This is a genomic window from Pseudomonas sp. GW821-FHT03C07 (assembly GCF_059420925.1).
Map to the genome: position 1 here is coordinate 361111 of NZ_JBWKUQ010000002.1, position 22846 is coordinate 383956.

The 22846-nt window shown below is 61.6% G+C and carries 22 protein-coding genes; 13 read left to right on the forward strand and 9 right to left on the reverse strand.

Features of this window, described 5'->3' with window-relative positions; genetic code table 11:
- The first annotated feature begins 1 nt into the window (after position 1).
- The 3 genes from AC07VG_RS04885 (at position 2) to tadA (ending at position 2248) form a co-directional block, all read left to right on the forward strand.
- Complete coding sequence (locus AC07VG_RS04885; RefSeq protein WP_495000753.1) at positions 2 to 292, forward strand: PTS sugar transporter subunit IIB; 291 nt, start codon at positions 2 to 4, stop codon at positions 290 to 292.
- Between the two features lie 88 nt (positions 293 to 380).
- Positions 381 to 1757 carry a multicopper oxidase family protein gene (locus AC07VG_RS04890; protein WP_495020594.1) on the forward strand — a complete coding sequence of 459 codons (1377 nt, stop codon included), beginning with the start codon at positions 381 to 383 and terminating at the stop codon, positions 1755 to 1757.
- Positions 1757 to 2248, forward strand: coding sequence for a tRNA adenosine(34) deaminase TadA (tadA, locus tag AC07VG_RS04895; protein ID WP_495000755.1), 492 nt, complete (start codon positions 1757 to 1759; stop codon positions 2246 to 2248). The genes AC07VG_RS04890 and tadA overlap by 1 nt, the downstream gene beginning before the upstream one ends.
- Positions 2249 to 2412: 164 nt before the next feature.
- On the opposite strand, the gene cmoB is transcribed toward tadA, so the two are convergent.
- From cmoB to lon, 5 genes are all read right to left on the reverse strand, one after another.
- Positions 2413 to 3369, reverse strand: a complete 957-nt coding sequence (gene cmoB, locus AC07VG_RS04900) for a tRNA 5-methoxyuridine(34)/uridine 5-oxyacetic acid(34) synthase CmoB (RefSeq protein ID WP_495000756.1) — start codon at positions 3367 to 3369, stop codon at positions 2413 to 2415.
- Positions 3366 to 4142: a carboxy-S-adenosyl-L-methionine synthase CmoA gene (gene cmoA, locus AC07VG_RS04905; RefSeq protein WP_495000757.1), complete on the reverse strand. Its 777-nt coding sequence runs from the start codon at positions 4140 to 4142 to the stop codon at positions 3366 to 3368. Before cmoA ends, cmoB begins: the two co-directional genes overlap by 4 nt.
- Before the next feature lie 238 nt (positions 4143 to 4380).
- Positions 4381 to 5016: a lysoplasmalogenase gene (locus AC07VG_RS04910; protein ID WP_100944545.1), complete on the reverse strand. Its 636-nt coding sequence runs from the start codon at positions 5014 to 5016 to the stop codon at positions 4381 to 4383.
- Between the two features lies 1 nt (position 5017).
- Positions 5018 to 5410: a protease inhibitor I42 family protein gene (locus tag AC07VG_RS04915; protein ID WP_495020595.1), complete on the reverse strand. Its 393-nt coding sequence runs from the start codon at positions 5408 to 5410 to the stop codon at positions 5018 to 5020.
- A 144-nt stretch (positions 5411 to 5554) separates the two neighbouring features.
- Positions 5555 to 7987, reverse strand: a complete 2433-nt coding sequence (gene lon, locus AC07VG_RS04920) for an endopeptidase La (protein WP_495000760.1) — start codon at positions 7985 to 7987, stop codon at positions 5555 to 5557.
- A gap of 297 nt (positions 7988 to 8284) precedes the next feature.
- On the opposite strand from lon, the gene AC07VG_RS04925 reads away from it, so the two are divergent.
- Genes AC07VG_RS04925 through AC07VG_RS04940 form a run of 4 tightly spaced genes read left to right on the forward strand, consistent with a single transcriptional unit; the run spans position 8285 to position 12603 of the window.
- On the forward strand, positions 8285 to 8974 hold the full coding sequence (locus AC07VG_RS04925) for a methylamine utilization protein (RefSeq protein ID WP_495000761.1): 690 nt from the start codon (positions 8285 to 8287) through the stop codon (positions 8972 to 8974).
- A complete protein-coding gene (locus tag AC07VG_RS04930) occupies positions 8958 to 11315 on the forward strand; it encodes a putative bifunctional diguanylate cyclase/phosphodiesterase (RefSeq protein ID WP_495000762.1) in 2358 nt (785 codons plus the stop codon). The genes AC07VG_RS04925 and AC07VG_RS04930 overlap by 17 nt, the downstream gene beginning before the upstream one ends.
- Before the next feature lie 5 nt (positions 11316 to 11320).
- Positions 11321 to 12181 (forward strand): DUF3034 family protein, encoded by an 861-nt coding sequence (locus AC07VG_RS04935; protein WP_495020596.1) that lies wholly within the window; start codon positions 11321 to 11323, stop codon positions 12179 to 12181.
- A complete protein-coding gene (locus AC07VG_RS04940; RefSeq protein ID WP_495000764.1) occupies positions 12181 to 12603 on the forward strand; it encodes a group I truncated hemoglobin in 423 nt (140 codons plus the stop codon). Before AC07VG_RS04935 ends, AC07VG_RS04940 begins: the two co-directional genes overlap by 1 nt.
- 482 nt (positions 12604 to 13085) lie before the next feature.
- On the opposite strand, the gene AC07VG_RS04945 is transcribed toward AC07VG_RS04940, so the two are convergent.
- Complete coding sequence (locus tag AC07VG_RS04945; protein ID WP_495020597.1) at positions 13086 to 13424, reverse strand: DUF6124 family protein; 339 nt, start codon at positions 13422 to 13424, stop codon at positions 13086 to 13088.
- Positions 13425 to 13826: 402 nt separating this feature from the next.
- Here AC07VG_RS04945 and AC07VG_RS04950 point away from each other — a divergent pair, with 402 nt between their 5' ends.
- The 5 genes from AC07VG_RS04950 to AC07VG_RS04970 all read left to right on the forward strand — a co-directional run bounded on the left by AC07VG_RS04950 (position 13827) and on the right by AC07VG_RS04970 (position 17418).
- A complete protein-coding gene (locus tag AC07VG_RS04950; RefSeq protein ID WP_495000767.1) occupies positions 13827 to 14468 on the forward strand; it encodes a Pr6Pr family membrane protein in 642 nt (213 codons plus the stop codon).
- A gap of 153 nt (positions 14469 to 14621) precedes the next feature.
- On the forward strand, positions 14622 to 15521 hold the full coding sequence (locus AC07VG_RS04955) for an RCC1 domain-containing protein (RefSeq protein ID WP_495020598.1): 900 nt from the start codon (positions 14622 to 14624) through the stop codon (positions 15519 to 15521).
- Between the two features lie 175 nt (positions 15522 to 15696).
- The gene (locus tag AC07VG_RS04960) at positions 15697 to 16350 is read left to right on the forward strand and encodes a Pr6Pr family membrane protein (RefSeq protein ID WP_495020599.1); all 654 of its coding nucleotides are present in this window, start codon (positions 15697 to 15699) and stop codon (positions 16348 to 16350) included.
- 166 nt (positions 16351 to 16516) lie between these two features.
- A complete protein-coding gene (locus AC07VG_RS04965; RefSeq protein ID WP_040070571.1) occupies positions 16517 to 16747 on the forward strand; it encodes a VF530 family protein in 231 nt (76 codons plus the stop codon).
- 17 nt (positions 16748 to 16764) lie between these two features.
- Positions 16765 to 17418 carry a Pr6Pr family membrane protein gene (locus AC07VG_RS04970; RefSeq protein WP_495020600.1) on the forward strand — a complete coding sequence of 218 codons (654 nt, stop codon included), beginning with the start codon at positions 16765 to 16767 and terminating at the stop codon, positions 17416 to 17418.
- A 151-nt stretch (positions 17419 to 17569) separates the two neighbouring features.
- Here the strand turns inward: AC07VG_RS04970 and AC07VG_RS04975 are convergent, their stop codons facing one another.
- Positions 17570 to 18352 (reverse strand): siderophore-interacting protein, encoded by a 783-nt coding sequence (locus AC07VG_RS04975; RefSeq protein ID WP_495000770.1) that lies wholly within the window; start codon positions 18350 to 18352, stop codon positions 17570 to 17572.
- Positions 18349 to 18939 carry a PadR family transcriptional regulator gene (locus tag AC07VG_RS04980; protein WP_495000771.1) on the reverse strand — a complete coding sequence of 197 codons (591 nt, stop codon included), beginning with the start codon at positions 18937 to 18939 and terminating at the stop codon, positions 18349 to 18351. The genes AC07VG_RS04975 and AC07VG_RS04980 overlap by 4 nt, the downstream gene beginning before the upstream one ends.
- Before the next feature lie 323 nt (positions 18940 to 19262).
- Between AC07VG_RS04980 and AC07VG_RS04985 the strand changes: the two genes are divergently transcribed.
- On the forward strand, positions 19263 to 19688 hold the full coding sequence (locus tag AC07VG_RS04985; protein WP_495000796.1) for a C40 family peptidase: 426 nt from the start codon (positions 19263 to 19265) through the stop codon (positions 19686 to 19688).
- Positions 19689 to 19704: 16 nt separating this feature from the next.
- On the opposite strand, the gene AC07VG_RS04990 is transcribed toward AC07VG_RS04985, so the two are convergent.
- Complete coding sequence (locus AC07VG_RS04990; protein ID WP_495000772.1) at positions 19705 to 22806, reverse strand: transglycosylase domain-containing protein; 3102 nt, start codon at positions 22804 to 22806, stop codon at positions 19705 to 19707.
- Positions 22807 to 22846: the final 40 nt, after the last annotated feature.

A 22846-nucleotide genomic window follows, 5' to 3' on the forward strand; every position in this document is an offset into this window, starting at 1 on the left:
CATGTTCGAGAAATTTCAGCGGGCGTTCTGGAAAGCCCTGACACCGGACCTGGTGGCGGATCAGCCAAGTACGCCGGTTGCCACGGGAGAAGAGGCGTTGCGCCCGGAGATCGTCGCGGCCCTGGGCGGCGAGGGCAATCTCAAGTCCCACCAGCGCGTGGCACTGACACGTATGCGCGTGGCCTTGAATGACAGTGCCCGGGTCGATCAGTCGGCGCTACGGGCGGCGGGTGTCGTCGGAGTGATGATATTGGCCGGTGGCGTGACCCATTTGTTGTTGGGCCTGGACTGATTCTCTTACGGTTTCGCAACTGCGGGTGTATCGTATTCGCCTTTTGCGCGCCCTGGCGCGCGGCTGAATTGGTGAGGTGGTTGCGTTCATGTCCTTTACCCGTCGACAGATACTCGGTGGACTGGCCGGTCTTGCAGTGGTGGGCGTTGGCGCCGGCGGTGCATCGCGTTACTGGTTGGGGAAAATGGCCGACGCTGATGCCGGCCATGACTATGAACTGATCGCCGCGCCCCTGGATGTCGAACTGGTGGCCGGGCATCAAACCCCGGCCTGGGCCTTCGGCCCGTCGGCGCCGGGCACCGAATTGCGAGTGCGCCAGGGTGAGTGGCTACGGGTGCGTTTTATCAACCACCTGCCGGTGGCCACCACCATTCACTGGCACGGTATCCGCTTGCCGCTGGAAATGGACGGCGTGCCCTACGTGTCGCAACTGCCGGTGTTGCCTGGCGAGTATTTCGACTACAAGTTCCGCGTCCCGGACGCCGGCAGCTACTGGTATCACCCCCACGTCAACAGCAGTGAAGAACTGGGGCGCGGCCTGGTCGGTCCGCTGATCGTCGAAGAACGCGAGCCCAGCGGTTTCCAGCACGAACGCACCTTGAGCCTGAAAAGCTGGCACGTCGATGAAGCGGGGGCCTTCGTGCCTTTCAGCATTCCCCGTGAAGCCGCTCGTGGCGGAACGGCGGGGCGCCTGTCGACCGTCAATGGCGTGCCGCAAGCGGTGGTCGACTTACCGGCCGGGCAGATCACCCGGGTGCGTCTGCTCAACCTCGACAACACCCTGACCTACCGCCTCAATATCCCCGGTGTCGAAGCGCGGATCTATGCGCTGGATGGCAACCCGGTCGAACCGCGGCCGTTGGGCAAGGAATACTGGCTGGGGCCGGGCATGCGCATCTGCTTGGCGATCAAGGCGCCGCTGGCCGGTGAAGAACTGTCTCTGCGCAACGGCCCGGTGCGTCTGGCGACCTTTCGTTCAGTGGCCGCCAGCGACACCCCGGGCGACTGGCCGAAGGCCTTGCCGGCCAATCCGGTGGCGGAGCCGGACCTGGCGAATGCGCAAAAGCTCAACTTCAATTTCGAATGGGTTGGCTCGGTTTCAGTGAACGTCGATAATGGCCGGCCACCGAGTCTCTGGCAGATCAATGGCAAGGCCTGGGACATCACCGACAAGACTTGCGCCGACCGGCCTATCGCCAAGTTGGTGAAGGGCAAGAGCTATATTTTCGAATTGAAGAACATGACCCAGTATCAGCACCCGATCCACTTGCATGGCATGAGCTTCAAGGTCATCGCCTCGAACCGCAAGGCGATCACGCCATACTTCACCGACACCTACCTGCTGGGCAAGAACGAGCGGGTGCGGCTGGCGTTGGTCGCCGATAACCCGGGGGTGTGGATGTTCCATTGCCATGTGATCGACCATATGGAAACCGGCCTGATGGCCGCCATCGAGGTGGCTTGATGCGTCAGATACGGCCGGCGCCGATCATCGACCGCAGTCGCGACCAGGACTTCATGCGTGAAGCCCTGGCGCTGGCCGCCGAGGGCGCGCTGCTGGGCGAGGTGCCAGTGGGTGCGGTGCTGGTGCAGGATGGCGAGATCATTGGGCGCGGCTTCAATTGCCCGATCAGCGGCAGCGATCCGAGTGCCCATGCCGAGATGGTCGCCATCCGTGCCGCCGCCCAGGCGCTCGATAACTACCGGCTGCCGGGCAGTACGCTATACGTGACCCTGGAGCCGTGCAGCATGTGCGCCGGGTTGATCGTGCATTCGCGGATTGCGCGGGTGGTCTATGGCGCGCTGGAACCCAAGGCTGGAATCGTGCAGAGCCAGGGGCAGTTCTTTACCCAGGACTTTCTCAATCACCGGGTGTTGTTCGAAGGCGGCGTGCTGGCCGAGGAGTGCGGGGCCATCCTCAGCGAGTTCTTCAAGGCCCGCAGAAGCAAATCCTGAGTAAGGCTGTTGTGTGTGCCTGTCTTGAGGGCCTCTTCGCGGCGGTGAGGCGTCCCGACAAGTTCTGCTCCCACGAGCTCAGGGCCGTGCGCAAGCTTTGTGTACGACTCAAGACTCAGTGTGGGAGCGGAGCTTGCCCGCGAAGAGGCCAGACCTGACACCGCCTACTTACGAGCGACAATCACCGCCCGCATCGGTGCCGGCAACCCTTCAATAGTCTTGCTGTGATCCTCCGGATCGAGGAAATCGCTCAGCGACTGAAACTTCATCCACTCGGTCCCGCGTTGCTCCTGCACCGTGGTTACGCTCACATCGACGCAGCGCACCTCGCTGAACCCGGCACGCCGCAACCAGCGCTCCAGTGCCGGCACCGACGGCAGGAACCAGACATTGCGCATCTGTGCATAACGGTCCTCGGGCATCAGCACCTGATGCTCGTCACCTTCCACCACCAGGGTCTCCAGCACCAGTTCGCCACCCTTGACCAGGCAGTCCTTGAGCGCGAGCAAATGCTCGATGGGCGAGCGCCGATGGTAGAACACGCCCATGGAAAACACCGTGTCGAAACCTTCCAGCTCGGCCGGCAGGTCTTCGAAAGGAAACGGCAGATGCCAAGCCGACGGCGCTGACAAATAACGCTGTACCGCCTGGAACTGACAGAAGAACAGCCAGTTCGGATCGACGCCGATCACCGTGTCCGCGCCGGCGCCGAGCATGCGCCACATGTAGTAGCCGTTGCCGCAACCGACATCGAGAATGCGCTTGCCCTTGAGGTCCAGGTGCGGGGCGACCCGCGACCATTTCCAGTCCGAGCGCCATTCGGTGTCGACATGCACGCCGAACAGATCGAACGGGCCTTTGCGCCACGGGCACAAGCCCATCAGCGCCGTGCGCATCTGCGCGCGGGTGGCGGCGTCGCAGTCAGTGTCCAGGGTCAGGCCATGCAGCAGGTCGACCTGTGTCGGCTGGATCTTCGGCAGCGCATCGAGCGCACTCTGCCAGCGTTCCAGGTCGCCATGACCTTTTTCCATGCGGGCATCGAGTTGCGCTTGCAGGCCTTGGGCCCATTCGGCCAACGGGGTGCCCGCCAGGCGGCGGGCGAGGGGCGAGAGATCAATCATGGCAGGGCAATCAACGAGGCAAAGTTAAGGCATTGGAACCAGGGCACGACTTTCGAGAAACCCGCCGCCAGCAGGCGTTCGCGGTGTTCTTCGAGGCTGTCGGGTTTCATGACGTTTTCGATGGCGCTACGTTTCTGGGCAATTTCCAGTTCGCTGTAGCCATTGGCGCGCTTGAAGGCGACGTGCAGGTCGGTAAGCAGCGCATGCTCCTCGAGGTCATTGAAGCGCAGTTTTTCCGAGAGGATCAGCGCGCCGCCGGGCAGCAAGGCCTGGCGGATACGCCCGAGCAAGGCCTGGCGCTGTTCGGGGGCGATGAATTGCAGGGTGAAGTTCAGCGCCACCACCGAGGCCGGCTGGAATTCCAGGGCGAGAATATCGCCCTCGATCACTTCCACCGGCAGCAGCTCCTGGAACATCGAGTCCTGGCCATTGAGGTACTGGCGGCAGCGCTCGACCATGGCCGCGGAGTTATCCACCGCGATGACCTTGCAACCGTCGCTGCGCACATGGCGGCGCAGGGCCTGGGTCACCGCGCCGAGGGAACTGCCCAGATCGTAGAGCACGCTGTGCGGCTGGGCGAATTGCGCGGCCAGCACGCCGAGGTTCTCGACGATGGTCGGGTAGCCGGGCACCGAGCGCTTGATCATGTCCGGGAAGACCCGCACCACGTCTTCGTTGAAGGCGAAGTCCGGCACCTGGGCCAGGGGCTGGGCGAAAAGGCGATCGGGTTCTTTGCTCACGGCGGTTCCGGCGGATGCTGAAAAGGCCGGCATTTTAGCCAAGTTGGCGCTGCGATGCGCGCTTTGTCGGATAAAACGCCAAGCCTGCACGCCCCGAAAACTAAAACTGTAGGCGCGAGCTTGCTCGCGATGGACGTCAACGATAACGCGGGGTATCTGGAAGTCAGTGGTGCTCTTGCGTTCATCGCGAGCAAGCTCGCTCCTACAGAAGAGCGGAAGAGCGGAAGAGCAGAAGAGCGGAAGAGCGGAAGAGCAGAAGAGTAGGCGGCGTTCAGCGCGGCTTCTGGCTGAAGGCCGAGGCCGCAATGCCCCATTGCCCCAGCCAGTAGGCAATGATGATCAGGTAGGGCGCGGCGGCGAACTTGACCACGAAGCGATCAATGCCGATCAGGCTGTCGGAGAAGGCGAAGGTCAGCGCGCCAGCGGCCGCCAACAACGCGGAGCGCTTGGGCACATCGGTGCCCAGGCGAGCCAGGGCGCGCCAGAGCATGGCGCTGATGGCCAGTGCGTAAACCGTGACCGGGATCAGCAGGTCGCCCAGGCCCTTGGACATCAGGATGCCGAGCAACCCGGCGCCGATCAGCAGGGCCAGCAACAAGGGCAGCGGCGCGAGCCGACGGCAGTCGCCCAGGTAAGCCTTGAGGTAAGCCAGGTGCGCGACGAGGAACGCGCCCAGGCCGAACACGAACAGGTCGCCCGGCCAGGCCAGCAGCACATCGCCGAGCAGGGAAAAGATCAGGCCCAGGCCGATCCAGCGGCGATACTCGGTCACCGGGGCATCGTGCAACCAGCCGAGCAGGACCAGCACCGGCACCGGTTTGGTCAGCAGGCACAGCATCGGCAGCTCGATGCTCACGCCGTAGAGGAACGCGGCAGCGCCCATCAGCGCGAGGATCAGCCAAGGCATGTCAGTTCACCGTGATCGGGCAGTCGAAACTTTGTGCCGGCGTGGCTTCCGGTTCCCAGGGTTGCTGGTAGGTCAGGCGCAAGCGCCCGGTGCCGACGGCGAAGGCCTGGAAGCGCCAGGTCGATTGCCCGCCGCTGCCCACCAGGCCGTTGTCATCCGGATTGTGATAGACCTCCGGGCCGAGGCTTTTCAGCACGCCGCCGGCCGAATCCTGGATGGCCCAGCGATAGCCGGTGGTGGGGTTGCTGGGCAGGCTGAGGATCATGTTCTGCCCGGTCTTGAGTTGCATCGGGCAGTCACTTTGTTTTTCCAGCGTCAGGTTCTGCCGCGGTTGCTGGGCACAGGCGGCGAGCAAGGCGAGGCTTAACGGCAGCAGCAGGCGAGTCGGGGTCATAGTGTCTCCAGTTATTACAGCGATGACCGAGCATAACCTGTGACGCTGGCGTTGCACTAATGCCTGTGAATCAAGACTGAATACTGTCCTGTAGGGGAGGTGCTTGCCGCCAAAAGCTTCGCGGGAAATCCCCGCTCCGATTGTTTAGAACAAAATCTTCGCCGCATCCGAGAAACGCTTGGCGAAGTGCACCGTGATGCCGTCCTTCAGGTAATCCGGCAACTCCTCGAAATGGCCACGGTTGGCTTCCGGCAGGATCAGCTCGAACAGTTTCTGCCGCCGCGCCGCAATCACCTTTTCCCGCACCCCGCCAATCGGCAGCACATGCCCGGTCAGGGTCAGCTCGCCGGTCATGGCCACGCCCTTTTTCGGCGGCTGGTTGCGCGCCAGGGACAGCAGCGCGCTGGCCATGGTCACCCCGGCGCTGGGGCCGTCTTTCGGCGTCGCGCCTTCTGGCACATGCAGATGCACAAAGGCCTTGTCGAAAAACTCCGGATCGCCACCGAACTGCTTGAGGTGCGAGCTGACGTAGCTATAAGCGATCTCCGCCGATTCCTTCATCACTTCACCCAACTGCCCGGTGAGTTTGAAACCACGGTTGAGCGTATGGATGCGGGTCGCCTCAATCGGCAAGGTGGCGCCGCCCATGCTGGTCCAGGCCAGGCCAGTAATTACCCCCACCCCGGAGAGCACCTGCTCATTACGGAATACCGGCATGCCCAGCGAGGCTTCGAGATCCTTGTTGCCGATCTTGATCGCCGTGTCCGGCGCGTCCAGCAACTTGACCACGGCCTTGCGCACCAGTTTGCCCAACTGCTTCTCCAACTGACGGACCCCGGCTTCCCGGGCGTAACCGTCGATTACCGCGCGCAAGGCACCGTCGCTGATACTCAGGCGGTTTTTATTGACGCCGGCCTTTTCCAACTGCTTGGGCCACAGGTGGCGCTTGGCGATGGCGATTTTTTCCTCGGTGATATAGCCCGACAGGCGAATCACTTCCATCCGGTCCAGCAATGGACCGGGGATCGAGTCCAGGGTGTTGGCGGTGCAGATGAACAGCACCTTCGACAGGTCCAGGCGCAGGTCCAGGTAGTGGTCGAGGAAATCCACGTTCTGTTCCGGGTCGAGGGTTTCCAGCAGCGCCGACGCCGGGTCGCCCTGGAAGCTCTGGCCCATCTTGTCGATTTCGTCGAGCATGATCACCGGGTTCATCACCTCGACCTCTTTCAAGGCCTGCACCAGCTTGCCCGGCTGGGCACCGATATAGGTGCGCCGATGACCCTTGATCTCCGCTTCGTCGCGCATACCGCCGACGCTGAAGCGATAGAACGGCCGCCCGAGGGATTCAGCGATGGATTTGCCAACGCTGGTCTTGCCCACCCCCGGCGGGCCCACCAGCAGGACGATGGAACCGCTGATCTCGCCTTTATAGGCACCGACCGCGAGGAATTCGAGGATCCGCGCCTTGATGTCATCCAGGCCGGCGTGGTGCTGGTCGAGCACCTTGCGCGCATGCTTGAGGTCGAGCTTGTCTTCGCCATACACGCCCCAGGGCAGGGCGGTGGCCCATTCCAGGTAATTGCGGGTGACGGCGTATTCCGGCGAGCCGGTCTCGAGGATCGACAGCTTGCTCATTTCTTCGGTCATGCGCTTTTGCGCCTGGGCCGGCAGGACTTTGCCCTGCAAGCGCTGTTCGAACTGTTCGATATCGGCGCTGCGGTCATCCTTGGTCAGCCCCAGCTCCTGCTGGATGACCTTGAGCTGCTCCTTGAGGAAGAACTCGCGCTGGTGCTCGCCGATCTTGCGGTTCACCTCGGCGGAGATTTCTTTTTGCAGCCGCGCGACTTCGACCTCCTTGCGCAGCATCGGCAGGACTTTTTCCATGCGCTTGAGCATCGGCACGCAGTCGAGCACTTCCTGCAACTCGTTACCGGTGGCGGAAGTGAGGGCGGCGGCGAAGTCGGTCAGCGGCGACGGGTCGTTGGGGCTGAAGCGGTTGAGATAATTCTTCAGTTCTTCGCTGTACAGCGGATTGAGCGGCAACAGCTCCTTGATCGCATTGATCAGCGCCATGCCGTAGGCCTTGACCTCGTCGGTCGGCTCGCTCGGCTGGTGCGGGTACTCGACTTCCACCAGGTACGGCGGGCGGTGGTGCTTGAGCCAGGTGCGGATGCGCACCCGGGTCAGGCCCTGGGCGACAAACTGCAACTTGCCGCCTTCGCGACTGGCATGGTGGACCTTCACCAGGGTGCCGTACTCGGGCAGGGCCTTGGTGTCGAAATGGCGGGTGTCTTCGCTGGGTGTGTCCATGAAGAACAGCGCCAGGGAGTGGTGATCGGACTTGCTCACCAGTTCCAGAGTCTCGGCCCAGGGTTCTTCATTGACGATCACCGGCAGCACCTGGGCCGGGAAGAACGGGCGGTTATGGATCGGGATGATATAGACCTTGTCCGGCAGGTTCTGCCCGGGCAGTGCCAGGCCGGTGCCGGCGGCACTCGTGGCGTGGGCGTCGTCAAGGGTGTGTTCGGTGTCGGCCTCTAGGGTCGGATGTTCAGGGAATTCCTGCTGCTCGCTCATGGGGCACCTGCACAATGGTATATGCCAGTTAGATGGGGCGAGCCGCCGGTGGTTTCAATGGTCGAGGGGTATAGCTTTGCGAAAGTCGGCCGAGAGTTGATCGATGAGCGTTGTATCGAAACAGCTTTTATGTAGAGGTTTTTCCGGCCTGGCGGCCATTCGTCGGTTTTACCTGGATAGTGGCTAATGGCCCATTTGCCACGTGATCTTCTGTGCAACGCCCGCTACTCTGCACTTGCGCAATGCTTTCATGCCAAGCTAGGCCCTCCCGTTCACGAACCTATGAGTAGTTTCCGCATGGCTCGCCCAACCTCGCTGATCGGATTATTTCTGTTTGTTACGAGCCTGTTGTCGAGCAGCCTGAGCGCCGCCGCCGGTTTCCAGGTCGAGATGCTTGACCAGGGCGGCAAGCCCTTGCCAAACGCGGTCGTGACCTTGCAAGGCGACTCGGCGCCGCCGGTCTACAGCCTCAAGGCCGATATGGATCAGCGCAACAAGGAGTTCGACCCCCACGTGCTGGCGGTGCATACCGGCACCCGGATCAAGTTCCCCAACAGCGACAATATTCGCCATCAGGTCTATTCCTTCTCGGCGCCCAAGCGCTTTGAGCTGCGCCTTTACGAAGGCACACCGTCGGATCCGGTGCTGTTCGACAAGCCGGGTATCGTGGTGCTGGGTTGCAACATCCATGACTGGATGCTTGGCTATGTCTATGTCACCGACGATCCCTGGTTCGCGGTCAGTGACGAAAAGGGCCTGATCCGCTTCGACAAACTGCCTGCCGGCCGCTACCACGTGACACTCTGGCATCCCCAGGTGGCCGATAGGCTGCCGCAGCCGGGGGGCGAAATTAATGTGTCCGCCACGGGCCTGAAGCAACGCTTCAGTCTGTCGATTCAACCCCTGTCGCCGGACGAACCCACGGCGCCCGCTGCGAGTGCTTTCGGCGATGCCTTCAATAAAGCTGTCAGTGAAACTGCGAAGTAGCTTTCAGGCGCAGGTCGCCTGCGTCCTGATCCTGCTGTTGCTGGTGGTGATCGGCGCGCTGTATTTCAGCGTCAAGGCGGCCACCAACAGCGCGATCCGCAGCCAGGCCAGTGAGCAATTGCAGCTCGGTACCCGGGTCTTCGAGCGTTTGCTGGATGTCCAGGGCCGGCGCCTGAGCGATGGCGTGCAACTGCTGGCGGCGGATTTCGGCTTTCGCGATGCGGTGGCCAGCGGCGATTCGGCGACCATCCGTTCGGTGCTGGTCAACCACGGCAAGCGGATCAACGCCAATGACATGATCCTGTTGAGCATGGACGGCAAGGTCCTGGCCAGCACCCTGGCCGATGTGCCCGACGGTTCGCAGTTTCGCTACGACCAGGCCCTGCGTGAGGCCCGGCGACTCAAGCAGTCGAACCTGATCGTGCCGTTGCAGGGCAAGCCGCACCTGCTGGTGGAAGCGCCGGTGCTGGCGCCCTTGCCGATTGCCCGGGTGGTGATGGGCTTTTCCATGGACACGGCGTTTGCCCGCGAGCTGCGTTCGTTGAGCAACCTGGAAGTGTCGTTTCTGACCGTGGACAGGCAGCAGCCCGGGCAACTGGTGAGCACCCAGCCGCCGGCCATGGCGCAAAGCATTGAGCAACTGATGCTCGCCAACGCCAGCAAACACCTACCGGAACTGACGGAATACAAGCGGCACAGCTTCCTCAGCAAGACGCTGATGCTGGCCAGCGGTGCCGACGAAAATGACAACCAGGTCATCGCGTTGTTGCAAAGCCCGCTGGATGCGGCGATGCAGGCGTTCGCGCCGCTCGACCAGAATATCCTGTTTATCGCTCTGATCGCGCTGTTGGCGTCCCTGGCCGGTGCCTTGTTGCTGGCGCGCAGTGTGTCGCAGCCGGTGCGGGCGCTGGCCCAGGCGGCGGAGCGTATCGGCCAGGGCGATTACCAGACACCGGTGCCGCTCAAGCGTAGCGACGAACTGGGGCTGCTGGCCACGGCCTTCAATTCCATGCAAAGCGGCATCGCCGAGCGCGAGCAGCAGCTGGCGCACAATGCCTTGCACGATGGGCTCACCGGCCTGCCCAACCGGGCGCTGGCCATGGAGCGCCTGGGCAGTGCGATCAGCGCCGGGCGTCCGGTGGCCCTGGTGTACCTGGAGATCGACAACCTGCGGGCGATCAACGAAGCCGGTGGGCCCGACGCGGTGGACCTGGTATTGCAGCAGGTTGGCCAGCGGCTGCTGAGGGCCCTGCGTGCCGGCGATACCGTGGCACACCTGATCGCCGGCGAGTTCCTGCTGTTGCTGCAGAATGCCGCCAGCGACGGTGCGGTCGCCACTGCGGATAATCTCCAGCAACTGTTGCTAAAGCCCCTGCGGATCGCCGGGCATGACGTGGTCCTGGATTGCCGGATAGGGGTTGCCGCCTTTCCGGGCGATGGCCTGGCGGCCGAGGAGTTGCTCAGTCGCGCCGCCATCGCCATGAAAGACGCCGGACAGATCCCGGGACACATCCAGATTTACCAGCAGGGGCGCGACCTGGCGCACCGTCGCCAAGTCATGCTGATTCGTGACCTGCGCCATGCCGCGGCCAACGGCGAGTTGCTGCTGCATTACCAGCCCAAGCTGGATATCCGCGAGGGTCGTGTGCGTCAGGCCGAAGCCCTGCTGCGCTGGCAGCATCCGCAATTCGGCATGGTCTCACCGGCAGAGTTTATCGTCCTGGCTGAACGTACCGGCAGCATCCAGATCCTGACCCACTGGGTGATCGAGGAGGGCGTGCGGCAGTTGTCGGAGTGGAACCAGCGTGGCCTGCACCTGCAACTGTCGTTGAATATTTCGGCAGAGGACCTGCTCGGCCCCGACCTGACCGACCGGGTCTCGGCGTTGCTCAAGCAGTACCGGCTGCCGGCCGAGCAATTGATTTTCGAGATCACCGAAAGCGCGGTGATGCGCGAGCCCGAGCAGGCCTTGAAGGTTCTGCACCGGCTGCGCGAGTGTGGCATCAGCCTGTCGGTGGACGACTTTGGTACCGGTTACTCATCTCTGGCGCACCTCAAGCGTCTGCCGGTGCAGGAGCTGAAGATCGACCAATCTTTCGTCCGCGACCTGGATGAAACCAGCGAGGACGCGGTGATCGTCCGCTCGACCATCGAAATGAGCCACAACCTGGGGCTGAAGGTGGTCGCCGAGGGCGTTGAATATGCACACAGTCTGCGTTTGCTGGAGCGCTGGCACTGCGACACCGCCCAGGGTTACCTGATCAGCCGTCCGTTGACCGCGGCGGCGTTCGAGGCCTGGGTTGCCTTACCTTTGGGCTCCCCGTCCGTTATGGTTCGTTGACTGCCATGAAGCGGTTACCTGTTTTGCTCTGTGGCTTGGTCTGCCTGGGGGGGCAACCGGTCCTGGCCGACAACGGCCGTTTGATCGCCACGGGCGGGGCCAGCAGCCTCGAAGGCCCGGCGGGCGGCGGTATCACGCCCTGGGCGGTGTTGACCGGCTACGGTGAACAGAACGAGTGGAGTGCCACCGCGTTCGCGACCACGGTCAATGTCCCGGATTATCGGCTTGATGTGGCCGGGGTTGCGGCGTCCTACGACAACCGCGTGGAAGTGTCCTTTGCCCGCCAGCGTCTCGAGCTGGGTTCGCTGGTCAGCAAGCTGAGCCTGCCGCAGGATCATCTGGGCCAGGACATCCTCGGCTTGAAGGTGCGCTTGTTCGGTGATCTGATTTACGACCCGTTGCCCCAGGTGTCCCTGGGGCTGGAATACAAGCATCAAACCAACTTCGATATTCCCCAACGGGTGGGTGCCAAGCGCGACCAGGACGTTGAGGGCTACCTGAGCGCCAGTCGCCTGTTCATGGGCGCGGCGTTCGGCTACAACCTGCTGCTCAACGGCGGCGTGCGCTACAGCCGGGCCAACGAACTGGGGCTGATGGGTTTCGGCGGTGATCGTCGTGATACTCGCAGCGTGCTCAAGGAAGGCTCGGTGGCGGTGTTGTTCAACCCGCGTTGGGCCCTGGGCGTGGAATATCGGCAGAAACCGGACAATCTGTCGTTTTCCGCTGAGAGCGATTGGGTTGACCTGTTTGTCGGCTACTTTCCTAACAAACATGTGTCCTTTGTACTGGCTTACGCTCGGCTTGGAGAAATCGCGACCCTGGATAACCAGAACGGCAGCTATCTGTCCGTGCAGGGGAGTTTCTGATGGGGGCTCTGAAACTGCTGGTGGTCGTCCTCCTGCTGGTCGGTTGTGCCCAGCAGCCGCCCAAGGATGACCGCCTTTATCGCGACCTGGGCGAGCGGGTGGGGATTACCCGGATTGTCGAAGGCATGCTGCTGAACATTGCCCGGGATCCGCGGATCGTCGAGCGTTTTCGCAAGATCGATATCCAGCGCTTGCGGGACAAGTTGGTCGAGCAGTTCTGCGTGCAGGCGGGTGGGCCCTGTGTGTACAGCGGCGATAGCATGGCCGAGAGCCACAAAGGCAAGAACATCAGCCGCAGCGATTTCAATGCGCTGGTGGAAGACCTGATCGCGGCGATGGATGCCCAGGGTATTCCGGTGCCGGTGCAGAATCGGCTGATTGCGCGGTTGGCGCTGCTGCGGGGTGAGGTTATTCAGCATTAGGCTGAATCGCGGCGGTTTGGTGTTGCCCCTGGGGCGCTTGAGTATTTTCATAACGGCTACTGGCCTCTTCGCGGGCAAGCACCGCTCCCACATTAAGTTTTGTGTTGTGCACACAATATCTAGGCTCGACTCAAAATTAGGTTTTGTGTTGTGCACAATATCTAGGCTCGACTCAAAATTAGGTTTTGTGTTGTGCACAATATCTAGGCTCGACTCAAAATTAGGTTTTGTGTCATGCACAACATCTAGGCTCGACTCAAAATTAGGTTTTGTGTCATGCACAACATCTAGGCTCGACTCAAAATTAGGTTTTGTGTTGTGCACAATATCTAGGCTCGACTCAAAATTAGATTTTGTGTCATGCACAACATCTAGGCTCGACTCAAAATTAGGTTTTGTGTCGTGCACAACATCTAGGCTCGACTCAAATACTGTGGGAGCGGTGCTTGCCCGCGAAGGCGTCCGTCCAGGCGCCGCAAAACTTATGGGTGTTGTCCCCCGCGCTCATTCAACGCCGAATCCACCAACGCCTTCGCCAACTCGATCAGATGCACCACGCCGAGTACTACCTTGCGATTGGCACCGCTCAGGTTTTCCACGGATTCATAGGCCGTCGCGGCGGCCGACTCCAGCAACTCGTAGGCAGTGGTCAACGACTCTTCCGAGCGCACATCCGCACGGATCTGGTACAGGCTTTCCGGCAGCTTGTAAGGTTCGGGCGGTTCAACCGGTGGCAGGTTGTAATGGGCGAATACCCGGTCGGTGGTCTTGTCGTGTTTGTACAGTGGGTTGATGGGGGGATCGGGGGTAATCTTCGACATGGGTCTAGCTCTCTCAACATGGGTTGAGCTGCTACCGAGTCGCGACTAAACGATGAAGGTGGCAGCTGTACGCAGGTTAGTCGACCGGCGAGCTAAGAAACCGGCGCGCCCGAGGGCGCCCTGCGCACAGCCACCATAAAGTGCAGGCAACAAAAAAGCGCCTGAACAGGACGATGGCGCTATGCGCCTTAACTCACAGTGGGCGACTAAACCCGATCACTGAATTGGCAGTGACGAACGAAGACTAGCCACGTGTTTTGGCAGGCGCAAGCGGTCAGAATTTTCTAGGAAACTTCATACAAATGAAAGAGCAAAGTCGCATTCGGTGGTGATCCATTGACCGTTTTCAGGAACCGTTAATACACGGCTATGCTCTAGTTGAGAGAGTCAGGAGCCAAGGTCATGGACAGTGACCGGGTTTTGACACAAGGCTGGCGTGGAGTCTCCCTGAAGGCGGCGGCACTTCTGGGATGGGTGGCATTGGGCATCCAGCTCTACCAGAACTGTCAGGCCGCTGGGAGCTTGTTGGGCGGACTGGACGTCTTCTTCAGTTATTTTACGGTGCTGAGCAATATCCTGGTGGCGCTGGTGCTGACCTGCGCGGCGACATTGGGGGATTCGGCGGCGCATCGTTTCTTTCTCAGTCCCTCGGTTCAGGGCGGCGTGTCAGTCAGCGTGGTGCTGGTCGCGCTGGTGTACAACCTGTTGTTGCGCGTTCCGTGGAGCGCCCAGGACTTCGAGTGGGTACCTGATGAGTTGATGCACGACGTGATGCCCGTGCTGTTTTTACTCTACTGGTGGTTCTGTGTGACCAAGGGGCGGCTGCAATGGCGGCATATGCTCCCCTGGGTGATTTATCTGCTGATCTACTTCGTTTGTATTCTGGTGCGTGGACGGCTGATCGATTCCTACCCTTATTCCTTCATCGAAGTGGACACGCTCGGTTATCCCCAGGTGTTTATCAATGCCGGAGCGGTACTGCTCGGATTCGTGCTGGTGTCTCTGATGCTGATTGCCGTGGATCGCTGGCGCGGCAGGCTGTGAACAGCGACAACCGTTGGTCAGGACTGTCATTTCTGACAGTAGAGTCTTGTCCCGGGTTCTTCTAGGGTCTTGCTCAACAGGCCGCCTGTTTCATAAGTACTCAACCATGGGGCTTTGCCGTCGCAGGTGCCGATATAGCGAGGAACCCAAGCCATGAGCAAATCGATGAAACAGCAGCCTACCGGACAGGTCTTGGTGTGGTGGAACGACGGTGTCGAAATGCGGATGCCGGAGCAAGTAAGCTCCGGGGTCTCAGCCATGACCACGAATTCGATCGGTATGTTGCTGGCCCTTAAAGACGGTGAGGTGCTGTCTTGGGATGGCAACGGTAGTACCACCTTGACTCCTGTTCCGCTGGAGGCGAAGTCCGGCGTCACCGCCATCGCCAATGGGTATAACGAATTTCCCACACGGGCGAACTCGTTGGCACTGAAGGCCGGAGAGGTCCTCTCCTGGCGGGACTATCCGGCTTTCACCGGATTGCTGACGGTACCGGAGGCTGCGAAGTCGGGGGTTACGGAGATCGCCACCAACGGTACCTGGGCCATGGCACTCAAACAGGGAGAGGTCCTGCTCTGGGAGATTGATACGCCGTTCCTCACGCCGGTCCCGCAGGAGGCTCGGTCAGGTATCAGGGCTATCTCCATCGACTGGTATCTCGGGGGGCAGGCGATGGCCCTGACTGAGCACGGTCGGGTGCTTACCTGGGCCGCCGGTACCACCCGCCTGATGGACACGCCAGACCAGGCGCAGTCTCGGGTCAGCGCCATCGACAACGACTATGCCCGCTGGGTTGTGATCAGAGGGGGGGAGGTCTTGGCCTGGCACCACGAAGGTGGGGCTGTCATGGTCCCGGTGCCGAAGCAGGCAAGGTCTGACGTAAGCGACGTGGCCATTCGCGCGAAACGGGTGGTGGCGCTGAAACACGGTGGTGTGTTGGACTGGACTTTCGGCGAAACCGAGTCCAGGCCAGGCCCTGAGCCAGCGCTCAGCGGTGTTCTTGAGGTCGACACTTCCAGCTACTCGCTGATGGTGCTGAAGCAGACCCCCTGATGCGCTTATATCGACTGGCGTTAAGCTGCGACGACCGTTGGTCAGGACTGTCATTTCTGACAGTAGAGTCTTGTCCCGGGTTCTTCTAGGGTCTTGCTCAACAGGCCACCTGTTTCATAAGCACTCAACCATGGGGCTTTGCCGTCGCAGGTGCCGCGTAGCCAGGAACCAGGTCATGAGCGACGGAATGGTGTTAACGCAAAGTGGGGGCGGGATTGCGGTGAAGATCGCGGCAGTGCTGGGCTGGTTTGCCCTGATCCTCCAGCTCTACCTGATCCTGATGTCGCGCTGGCAAGGCGACAAGAGCTTGTTGGGCGGGGTGGACATTTTCTTCAGTTACTTCACGGTGCTGACCAATATCCTGGTGGCGTTGGTGCTGACCTGCGCGGCGACGTCGGGGGATTCGGTACTGCGGCGTTTCTTTCTCAAACCCTCGGTTCAGGGCGGTGTGGTCGCCGCCATCGTGCTGGTTGGGCTGGCGTACAACCTGCTGCTGCGCCATACGTGGAACCCCCAGGGCCTGCAGTGGGTGGCCGACGAGTTGCTGCACGATGTGATGCCGGTGCTGTTTGTGCTCTATTGGTGGTTCTGCGTGCCCAAGGGCACCTTGCATGGGAGCAATGTGTGGCCGTGGCTGATCTATCCGCTGGTCTATTTCATCTACGCTCTGGTGCGTGGCTATTTTGTCGGCACCTACCCCTATCCCTTTATCGAAGTGGACACGCTGGGTTATCCACAGGTGTTTATCAATGCCGTGATGGTACTGGTGGCGTTTGTGGTGATTTCACTGGTGGTGATTGCCGTGGATCGGTGGAAAGGCAAGCGCTGAGCGGTTGATCCTGTCGGTACCTGGGTGCCGTTGGATGGAAAACTCAGAGTGGTCCTACACTTATCCCAGGCACTGGACGGTTTGTCTTCGCCCGTGGCTCTTCCCCCCGCCCCAAGGCTCGGCTAAGGTGCGCGGCTTCTTCCATTTCCTGACCTGAAGGCCTGGCATGACGGCATCGAACAACAACCCTTTGCATGGCGTGACCCTGGAGCAGATTCTCAATGCCCTGGTGGCCCATTACGAATGGGAAGGGTTGGCGCAACGCATCGATATCCGTTGCTTCAAGAGTGACCCGAGCATCAAGTCGAGCCTGACCTTCCTGCGCAAGACGCCCTGGGCGCGGGAGAAGGTCGAGGCCCTCTATATCAAGCTGGCGCGTACCAAGCGCGAGCTGTGAGCGCGGGAACCGGAGCGATGCACGGCGCTGTCGAAACCTCGGGTGGCGGGTCTTGGATCCTGCTGTTGGGCGCGGCGCTGCTGGGCTGGAGCGGGCTGGCGATTCAGATGTACCTGCTGCTGATTTTTCGTTGGCAGGTGGAGGCCAGCCTGATCGGCGGGCTGGTGACCTTTTTCAGTTTTTTCACGGTGCTGACCAATACCCTGGCAGCGACGGTGCTGACCTGCGCGGTGACCGCCCGGGACTCAGCGGGCAGGCGCTGGTTTCTCAAACCGACGGTGCAGACTGGCGTGACGGCGAGCATCGTCGTGGTCGGGCTGGCCTACAACCTGCTGCTACGCCATCTGTGGCATCCCCAGGGGTTTCAATGGCTGGCCGATGAGTTGCTGCACGACGTGATGCCGCTGTTGTTTGTGGTCTATTGGTGGTGTTGCGTGAAGAAGGGCACCTTGCGGCTGTGGAATGGGTTGCCCTGGGCGCTCTACCCCATAGTCTATTTAGCCTATGTGCTATTGCGCGGGCATCTGATCGGGGTGTATCCGTATCCTTTTTTCGATGTGGATAAGTTGGGTTATCCACAGGTGTTTATCCATGCCGGGCAGATTCTGCTGGGGTTTTTGCTGGTGTCGGGTGTGTTGATTGCGCTGGATCGATGGCGGAGCGGCAGGTAGCGCGGTGGTGTCTGGACTGACGCTTTCGCGGCGGTGCGGCGTCCCGACAAGCTCCGCTCCACAATGTTGTGTCGTTCACCGATTTTGCATACGACACAACCTTATTGTGGGAGCGGAGCTTGCCCGCGAAGAGGCCCTCCCTACCGACGAATCATTCCTCGGTGCTGTCGTCCAGTTTCCAGTAGCCGACCGCCTTGAGGCATTCCTCGTTCAAACCATGGCTGCCAAGCAACACCTTGCGGATCTTGCGTGACAGCGCCGCTTCGGTCGCGACCCAGGCGTACAGGCTGCCCTCGGGGATGCTCAGCTGTTCGACGGTGTGCAGCAGATCCTGCTCCGGCATATCGCGCCGCACCCAGGTCACCTCGACCTGCGCCGGACTCTGCAGCACTTGCTGCTCCGCCGCATTCTCCACCTCGATTACCACCCGCACCCGGCGATTGGCCGCCAGGCCTTCCAGGCGTCGGGCAATCGCCGGCAGCGCGGTTTCGTCGCCGATCAGCAGGTAGCTGTCGAAGATATCCGGCACCACCATCGAACCCCGCGGGCCGGCGATAGTGAGGCACTGACCGGGCGCGGCCTGGGCCGCCCAAGTCGCGGCGGGACCGTCGCCGTGGAGAACGAAGTCGATATCCAGTTCAGCGCTTTCCAGGTCATAACGCCGTGGGGTGTAGTCACGCATGGCCGGCAGCGGGCCATTGTCCTTGGCCCCCAGTACCATGGTGTCCAGCGCGGCCTGTTCGGCGGCGTTCTGTGGGAAAAATACTTTCACATGGTCGTCCGTGCCCAGGCTGATAAAGCCCGCCAGCTCCGGCCCGCCCAGGGTGATGCGGCGCATGCGCGGCGTCAGGTCGACCACCCGCAGCACTTCCAGGCGCCGGCGCTTGATCTCGTGCATGACACGGTGAATCCCTGGTTGATTGACTGCATTCATTCCGGTTGCTCCGAGCAGGATGGGGCTGATACAGGCCCATCAACGATGGCCTTGGCGGTGTTGTTCAGCAGGTCGCGAACCCGCAGGATTTCTTCCTGGCTCCAGCGGCCGTTGTGCAGTTGCAGGGCGTGGCGCAGGTTGTGCACCGCTTCGTGGATTTCCAACGGCCGTTCATGGCCGCGCAGCGAACGTTTGCTGACATCGATGCGCATGCGCACGCCATCGAGGGCCACGGCCTGTTCGACCAGGGACTGGCGTCCGGCGTCGGTCACGCCGTAGCGCTTTTTCCCGTCGGCTGCATCGCCGATGATCAATTCGCTTTCTTCGAGGAAGGTCAGGGTCGGGTAGATCACGCCAGGGCTCGGGCTGTAGGCACCGTCGAACATGCCTTCAATCTGGCGGATCAGGTCGTAGCCGTGGCTGGGCTGTTCGGCAATCAGCGCCAGCAGCAACAGCTTCAGGTCGCCGGGGGCGAAGACCCGGGGGCCGCGGCCACCACGTTCACGACCAGGGCGGCGTTCGAAACCGTCATGGCCATCGCCGAGTTCTCGCGGATGATGACGATGGTGGGGATGTTCCTCTCTCATTTCTCTTTCTCCTGTCTTCTTAAGATATACCTTAAGATATATCTTAAGCGCGCGACAAGAAAAAATGACGAACGGACATTCAGCCCGTTGGCGCTCATGTGCCTGCCAGGCTCCGGTGTTTTTTCTGTTTGTTTCTGAGGATTTTCCCTACGTGAATCGAAGAAAAGCACTCTAATCAAGGGCTGGGACAGCTCTTTACCATGCCGCCTGGTGTCAAAAAGGCGGGACTTATCGTGTCCAGTTTCTTGTTCGGAGCGCTTCTGTGGGTATCACCGGGTCTGTTCCTGTCGGCTCAGGCATCCGTCGATGCGGCAAAACCGGGGTTGTCGGCGAGGCTGGTCCAGGGGCTGCGGGCCAAGCCGGCGCCCATCGACAATGTCGTGGGCCGCGCCCATGAACTGATTGGCACGCCCTATCGCTGGGGCGGGATGTCGGTCAACGGTTTCGATTGCAGCGGCCTGCTGGTCTACCTGTTTCAGCAGGAGGCTGATATCAAGTTGCCGCGCACCACCGTCGCCATGCGCCGCTCCAACGCCAGGACCATCGAGCGGCACAACCTCAAGCCCGGCGATGCGGTGTTCTTCAGGCGCAATGGGCAAAACACCGTCAATCATGTCGGGCTCTATATCGGCGGGGGCAAATTCATTCATTCGCCGCGCAGCGGCAAGACGGTGCGCATCGATTCCCTCAGCAACAGCTACTGGAAAAAGAGTTACACCCTCGCCAAGCGCTTTCACACTTCCCGCTGAGGTTTTTCTCCTGCCGTCATGGCGTTTGCGCGACCTTTTGCGCGGTGCACAAGGTGCTGCTGCCCGGTTGCAGGTAAGGCGTCAGGATCGGCGCCATGCCCTTGAGCACTTGTACCGGCAAGGCCGAGGTGAATTTGAACGACTCGGCCGAGCGCCCCGGGACGAACGCGGTCAGGGTGCCGAAGTGATGGTCGCCGATGTAGAACACGAAGGTCGCCGTGCGGTTGATCGACTTCGAACTCAAGACCCGTCCGCCGGACCCGATGGCTTCGATACGGTTGTCGCCGGTGCCGGTCTTTCCACCCATGGCCAGCGGTGTGCCGTCCGGCTGTTTGAAGCTGCCGGAAACCCGCCGCGCGGTGCCCGCATCCACCACTTGTGACAAGGCTTCGCGCAGCGCCGTGGCCACCTCCGACGGCAGCACCCGCTTGCCTTTGCTCGGGTCGTTGACCAAGCGGGTTTCGTAAGGGGTGCCGGCAGCGAAGTGCAGGCTGTCGATGCGCAGTGTCGGCATGCGCACGCCGTCGTTGAGGATGATCCCCACCAGTTCGGCGAGGGCCGCCGGCCGATCGCCGGAGCTGCCGATGGCGGTCGCCAGCGACGGCACCAGGTGATCGAAGGGGTAGCCGACCTGTTGCCAGCGCTGATGGATATCGAGGAAGGCTTCGATCTCCATCATCACCCGGATCCGGCTGTCGCGGGCGCCCTTGTGCTTGCTCTTGAACAGCCAGCCGTAGACTTCCTGGCGCTCGAACTCGCTGGCGGCCACCACCTGGCTGAAGTGCGCCTGGGGGTTGTTCAACAGGTAACCCAGCAGCCACAGGTCCAGCGGGTGAACCTTGGCGATAAAACCCTGGTCCGGCAGGTCGAAGGTGCCGGGGCCGTAGGTCTTGTACAGCTTGGCCAGGCGTTCGTCGGTAACTTTCTCGGTTTTCAGGTGGGCCCGCACGAAGGTGTTGAAGGCCGCCTGCGGGGCATTCGGCAGCAGGTAGCGATGCACGGCGGCCAGGCGAATCGGCGTCGGATGCATGCTGTCGAGAAAAGTGTCCAGGCGTTCCTGGGAGGTCTTGTTCTGGTACTTCTTCCAGAAGCGCAGCATGAACGCCGTGCCCTCGCGGTCGGCGAAGCGCGCCAGGTATTCCTGGCGACGGGGCTCGCTATCGTCCTTGAGCAGTTCGGCGCTGTTGTTCGGTCCCTGGTAGGTGCTGTAGCGCACCAGGTCGCGCAGCAGGCGGATAAACGGCAGGTTGATCGACTCGCGCAGGGCCTCGCGCAAGGTCGGGCTGCGGCCGTTGTCTTCCTTGCGGAAGTTGTGGAAGTGGTGCAGGCCGCCGCCGGTGAAGAAGCTTTCGCCGGGGTTGGCCGAGTATTTCCGGCTGAGGGCCTCATCGAGCATTTTCGGCAAGGAGCGGTCGTTGTTCTGCGCCAGGTAATCCACTGCCCAGCGGGTGATCGGGTCCTGGGCGTCATTGGCCACTTTCTTCAGTTCGGCGGATGGCTGGTTGCCATAACGGTCGTGCAGTTCGGCGATGATCTGCAGGTAGCTGGTCAGCACCCGCAGTTTGGCGGTGGAGCCCAGTTCGAGCTTGCTGCCTTCGTTGATGTCGAAGGGCTGGTCGGTGCTGTCGGTCTGCACCCGTACCCGCGCACTGTCGGGGGTCAGTTCGAAAAGGGTGAAGCTGTAGCGCACCTGTTGCGTGCTGGTGGGGGTCAGCAGGTGTTCGCCGAACAGGCCCAGGGACTTGGCGACCTCGGGATCGGCCAGGCGCTTGAGGTAGTCGCTGGCCTGGCTTTGCAACTCCGACTGCAAGGTGCTGGTGGCCGAGAGGTCGAGGCGGTCGAGGTCGTAGAGTGGCCGGTTGAGCATGGCCGACAGGCGACTGCGGGCCACGCTGATACCCTTGTTCGACTCCACCGGCTGGATCGTCGGCTCCTGCTGCCAGTCGCGGTAGGTCACTTTGCTGGCCAGGGCAGCGGCGGCCAGGGGGCCGTCGATCACGGCGTTCTGGGCCAGCAGGCGGATATGGCTGTCGGTCAGCTCGGCCAACTCGTCGCGGCCACGGGCCAGGTAATGGGAGGGGCGGCGCTGGGCAATCATCAGCGATAGCACTTCACGCAGGGCCAGGCCGCGTTGGGACAGGCTCAGGGGATCGCTGGCCACACTGTTCAAGCGCGCGTTGACCTGGGCGAAGTCGGCGCCGTACCAAACCCGCAAGCCCTCCGCCATGCCATGCACCTCACCATGCCCGGGCACGGCCGACAACGGCACGCTGTTGAGGTAGTCGCGGACCACGTCCTTGCGCGCTTCCAGGGTTTGCGGTCCGGCCTGATAGGCACGCACGCTGGCGGAAATCATCTGCCGGATCTTTTCGCCGCCCGAGAGGGTCAGGCCGTCCGGCGAGTGCCGGTATTTTTCCAACTGGGTCGCCAGGGTGCTGCCGCCGGCGGTCTGGCCGCCCATGTGCAGCACCTTGGTAATCTGCGACAGCACCGCCTTGCCGAAGCGTGGCCAGTCCACGGCCGGGTTGGCCTCGGGCTGTTTCGGGTCGAGCAGGTCACGGTTTTCGATGAACAGCAGGCTGTTGACCACCAGCGGCGGGATGGCTTCGAAGCTCGCATACAGTTGTTGCGGATAGTCGTAGTGGTAGACATCGCCCCCGCGGCAATCGGTGATCGACAGCCCAGCCTGGATTTTCTCCTTGTACGGTACGAAGAAGCCTTCCTGGCTATAGTCCAGCAGCGCCGGGGAGAAGCGCGCCTGGGCTTCGATCATGTAGTTGCGTTTCAGCAGGCGTGGCAGGAATTCACCGAGGGCGCTGTAGCCCAGGCGCTTGTCGAACGGTCCTTCACCGGGATAGAGCATCGAGTCACTGGGGCCGGGCTCCAGCGAATAACCGAGGTCGGCGGCAAGGCGACTGAACTCGCGCGCCTGGATTTTTGAACTGCGCATTTCCCGCGAGGCGGCAAACCCCAGCAGCACCAGGGCAATCAGCAGCACGAGCCAGAACAGCCGCCACCACAACCTGCGCTTACGCGGTTTTTTCGGTAAAGGCGCTTCATCCTCCCTGTTGGCTGGCGCCACAGTGTTGCCCGAATCGGATTGCCATAAAGCGCCCATAGTCGATTCATCCATTCACGCAGATTGATCGCACTTGCCT

Coding starts and splice junctions, on each gene's coding strand:
- AC07VG_RS04885 (WP_495000753.1), top strand. CDS start 2: ATGTTCGAGAAATTTCAGCGGGCGTTCTGGAAAGCCCTGACACCGGAC.
- AC07VG_RS04890 (WP_495020594.1), top strand. CDS start 381: ATGTCCTTTACCCGTCGACAGATACTCGGTGGACTGGCCGGTCTTGCA.
- tadA (WP_495000755.1), top strand. CDS start 1,757: ATGCGTCAGATACGGCCGGCGCCGATCATCGACCGCAGTCGCGACCAG.
- cmoB (WP_495000756.1), bottom strand. CDS start 3,369: ATGATTGATCTCTCGCCCCTCGCCCGCCGCCTGGCGGGCACCCCGTTG.
- cmoA (WP_495000757.1), bottom strand. CDS start 4,142: ATGCCGGCCTTTTCAGCATCCGCCGGAACCGCCGTGAGCAAAGAACCC.
- AC07VG_RS04910 (WP_100944545.1), bottom strand. CDS start 5,016: ATGCCTTGGCTGATCCTCGCGCTGATGGGCGCTGCCGCGTTCCTCTAC.
- AC07VG_RS04915 (WP_495020595.1), bottom strand. CDS start 5,410: ATGACCCCGACTCGCCTGCTGCTGCCGTTAAGCCTCGCCTTGCTCGCC.
- lon (WP_495000760.1), bottom strand. CDS start 7,987: ATGAGCGAGCAGCAGGAATTCCCTGAACATCCGACCCTAGAGGCCGAC.
- AC07VG_RS04925 (WP_495000761.1), top strand. CDS start 8,285: ATGGCTCGCCCAACCTCGCTGATCGGATTATTTCTGTTTGTTACGAGC.
- AC07VG_RS04935 (WP_495020596.1), top strand. CDS start 11,321: ATGAAGCGGTTACCTGTTTTGCTCTGTGGCTTGGTCTGCCTGGGGGGG.
- AC07VG_RS04940 (WP_495000764.1), top strand. CDS start 12,181: ATGGGGGCTCTGAAACTGCTGGTGGTCGTCCTCCTGCTGGTCGGTTGT.
- AC07VG_RS04945 (WP_495020597.1), bottom strand. CDS start 13,424: ATGTCGAAGATTACCCCCGATCCCCCCATCAACCCACTGTACAAACAC.
- AC07VG_RS04950 (WP_495000767.1), top strand. CDS start 13,827: ATGGACAGTGACCGGGTTTTGACACAAGGCTGGCGTGGAGTCTCCCTG.
- AC07VG_RS04955 (WP_495020598.1), top strand. CDS start 14,622: ATGAGCAAATCGATGAAACAGCAGCCTACCGGACAGGTCTTGGTGTGG.
- AC07VG_RS04960 (WP_495020599.1), top strand. CDS start 15,697: ATGAGCGACGGAATGGTGTTAACGCAAAGTGGGGGCGGGATTGCGGTG.
- AC07VG_RS04965 (WP_040070571.1), top strand. CDS start 16,517: ATGACGGCATCGAACAACAACCCTTTGCATGGCGTGACCCTGGAGCAG.
- AC07VG_RS04970 (WP_495020600.1), top strand. CDS start 16,765: ATGCACGGCGCTGTCGAAACCTCGGGTGGCGGGTCTTGGATCCTGCTG.
- AC07VG_RS04975 (WP_495000770.1), bottom strand. CDS start 18,352: ATGAATGCAGTCAATCAACCAGGGATTCACCGTGTCATGCACGAGATC.
- AC07VG_RS04980 (WP_495000771.1), bottom strand. CDS start 18,939: ATGAGAGAGGAACATCCCCACCATCGTCATCATCCGCGAGAACTCGGC.
- AC07VG_RS04990 (WP_495000772.1), bottom strand. CDS start 22,806: ATGGGCGCTTTATGGCAATCCGATTCGGGCAACACTGTGGCGCCAGCC.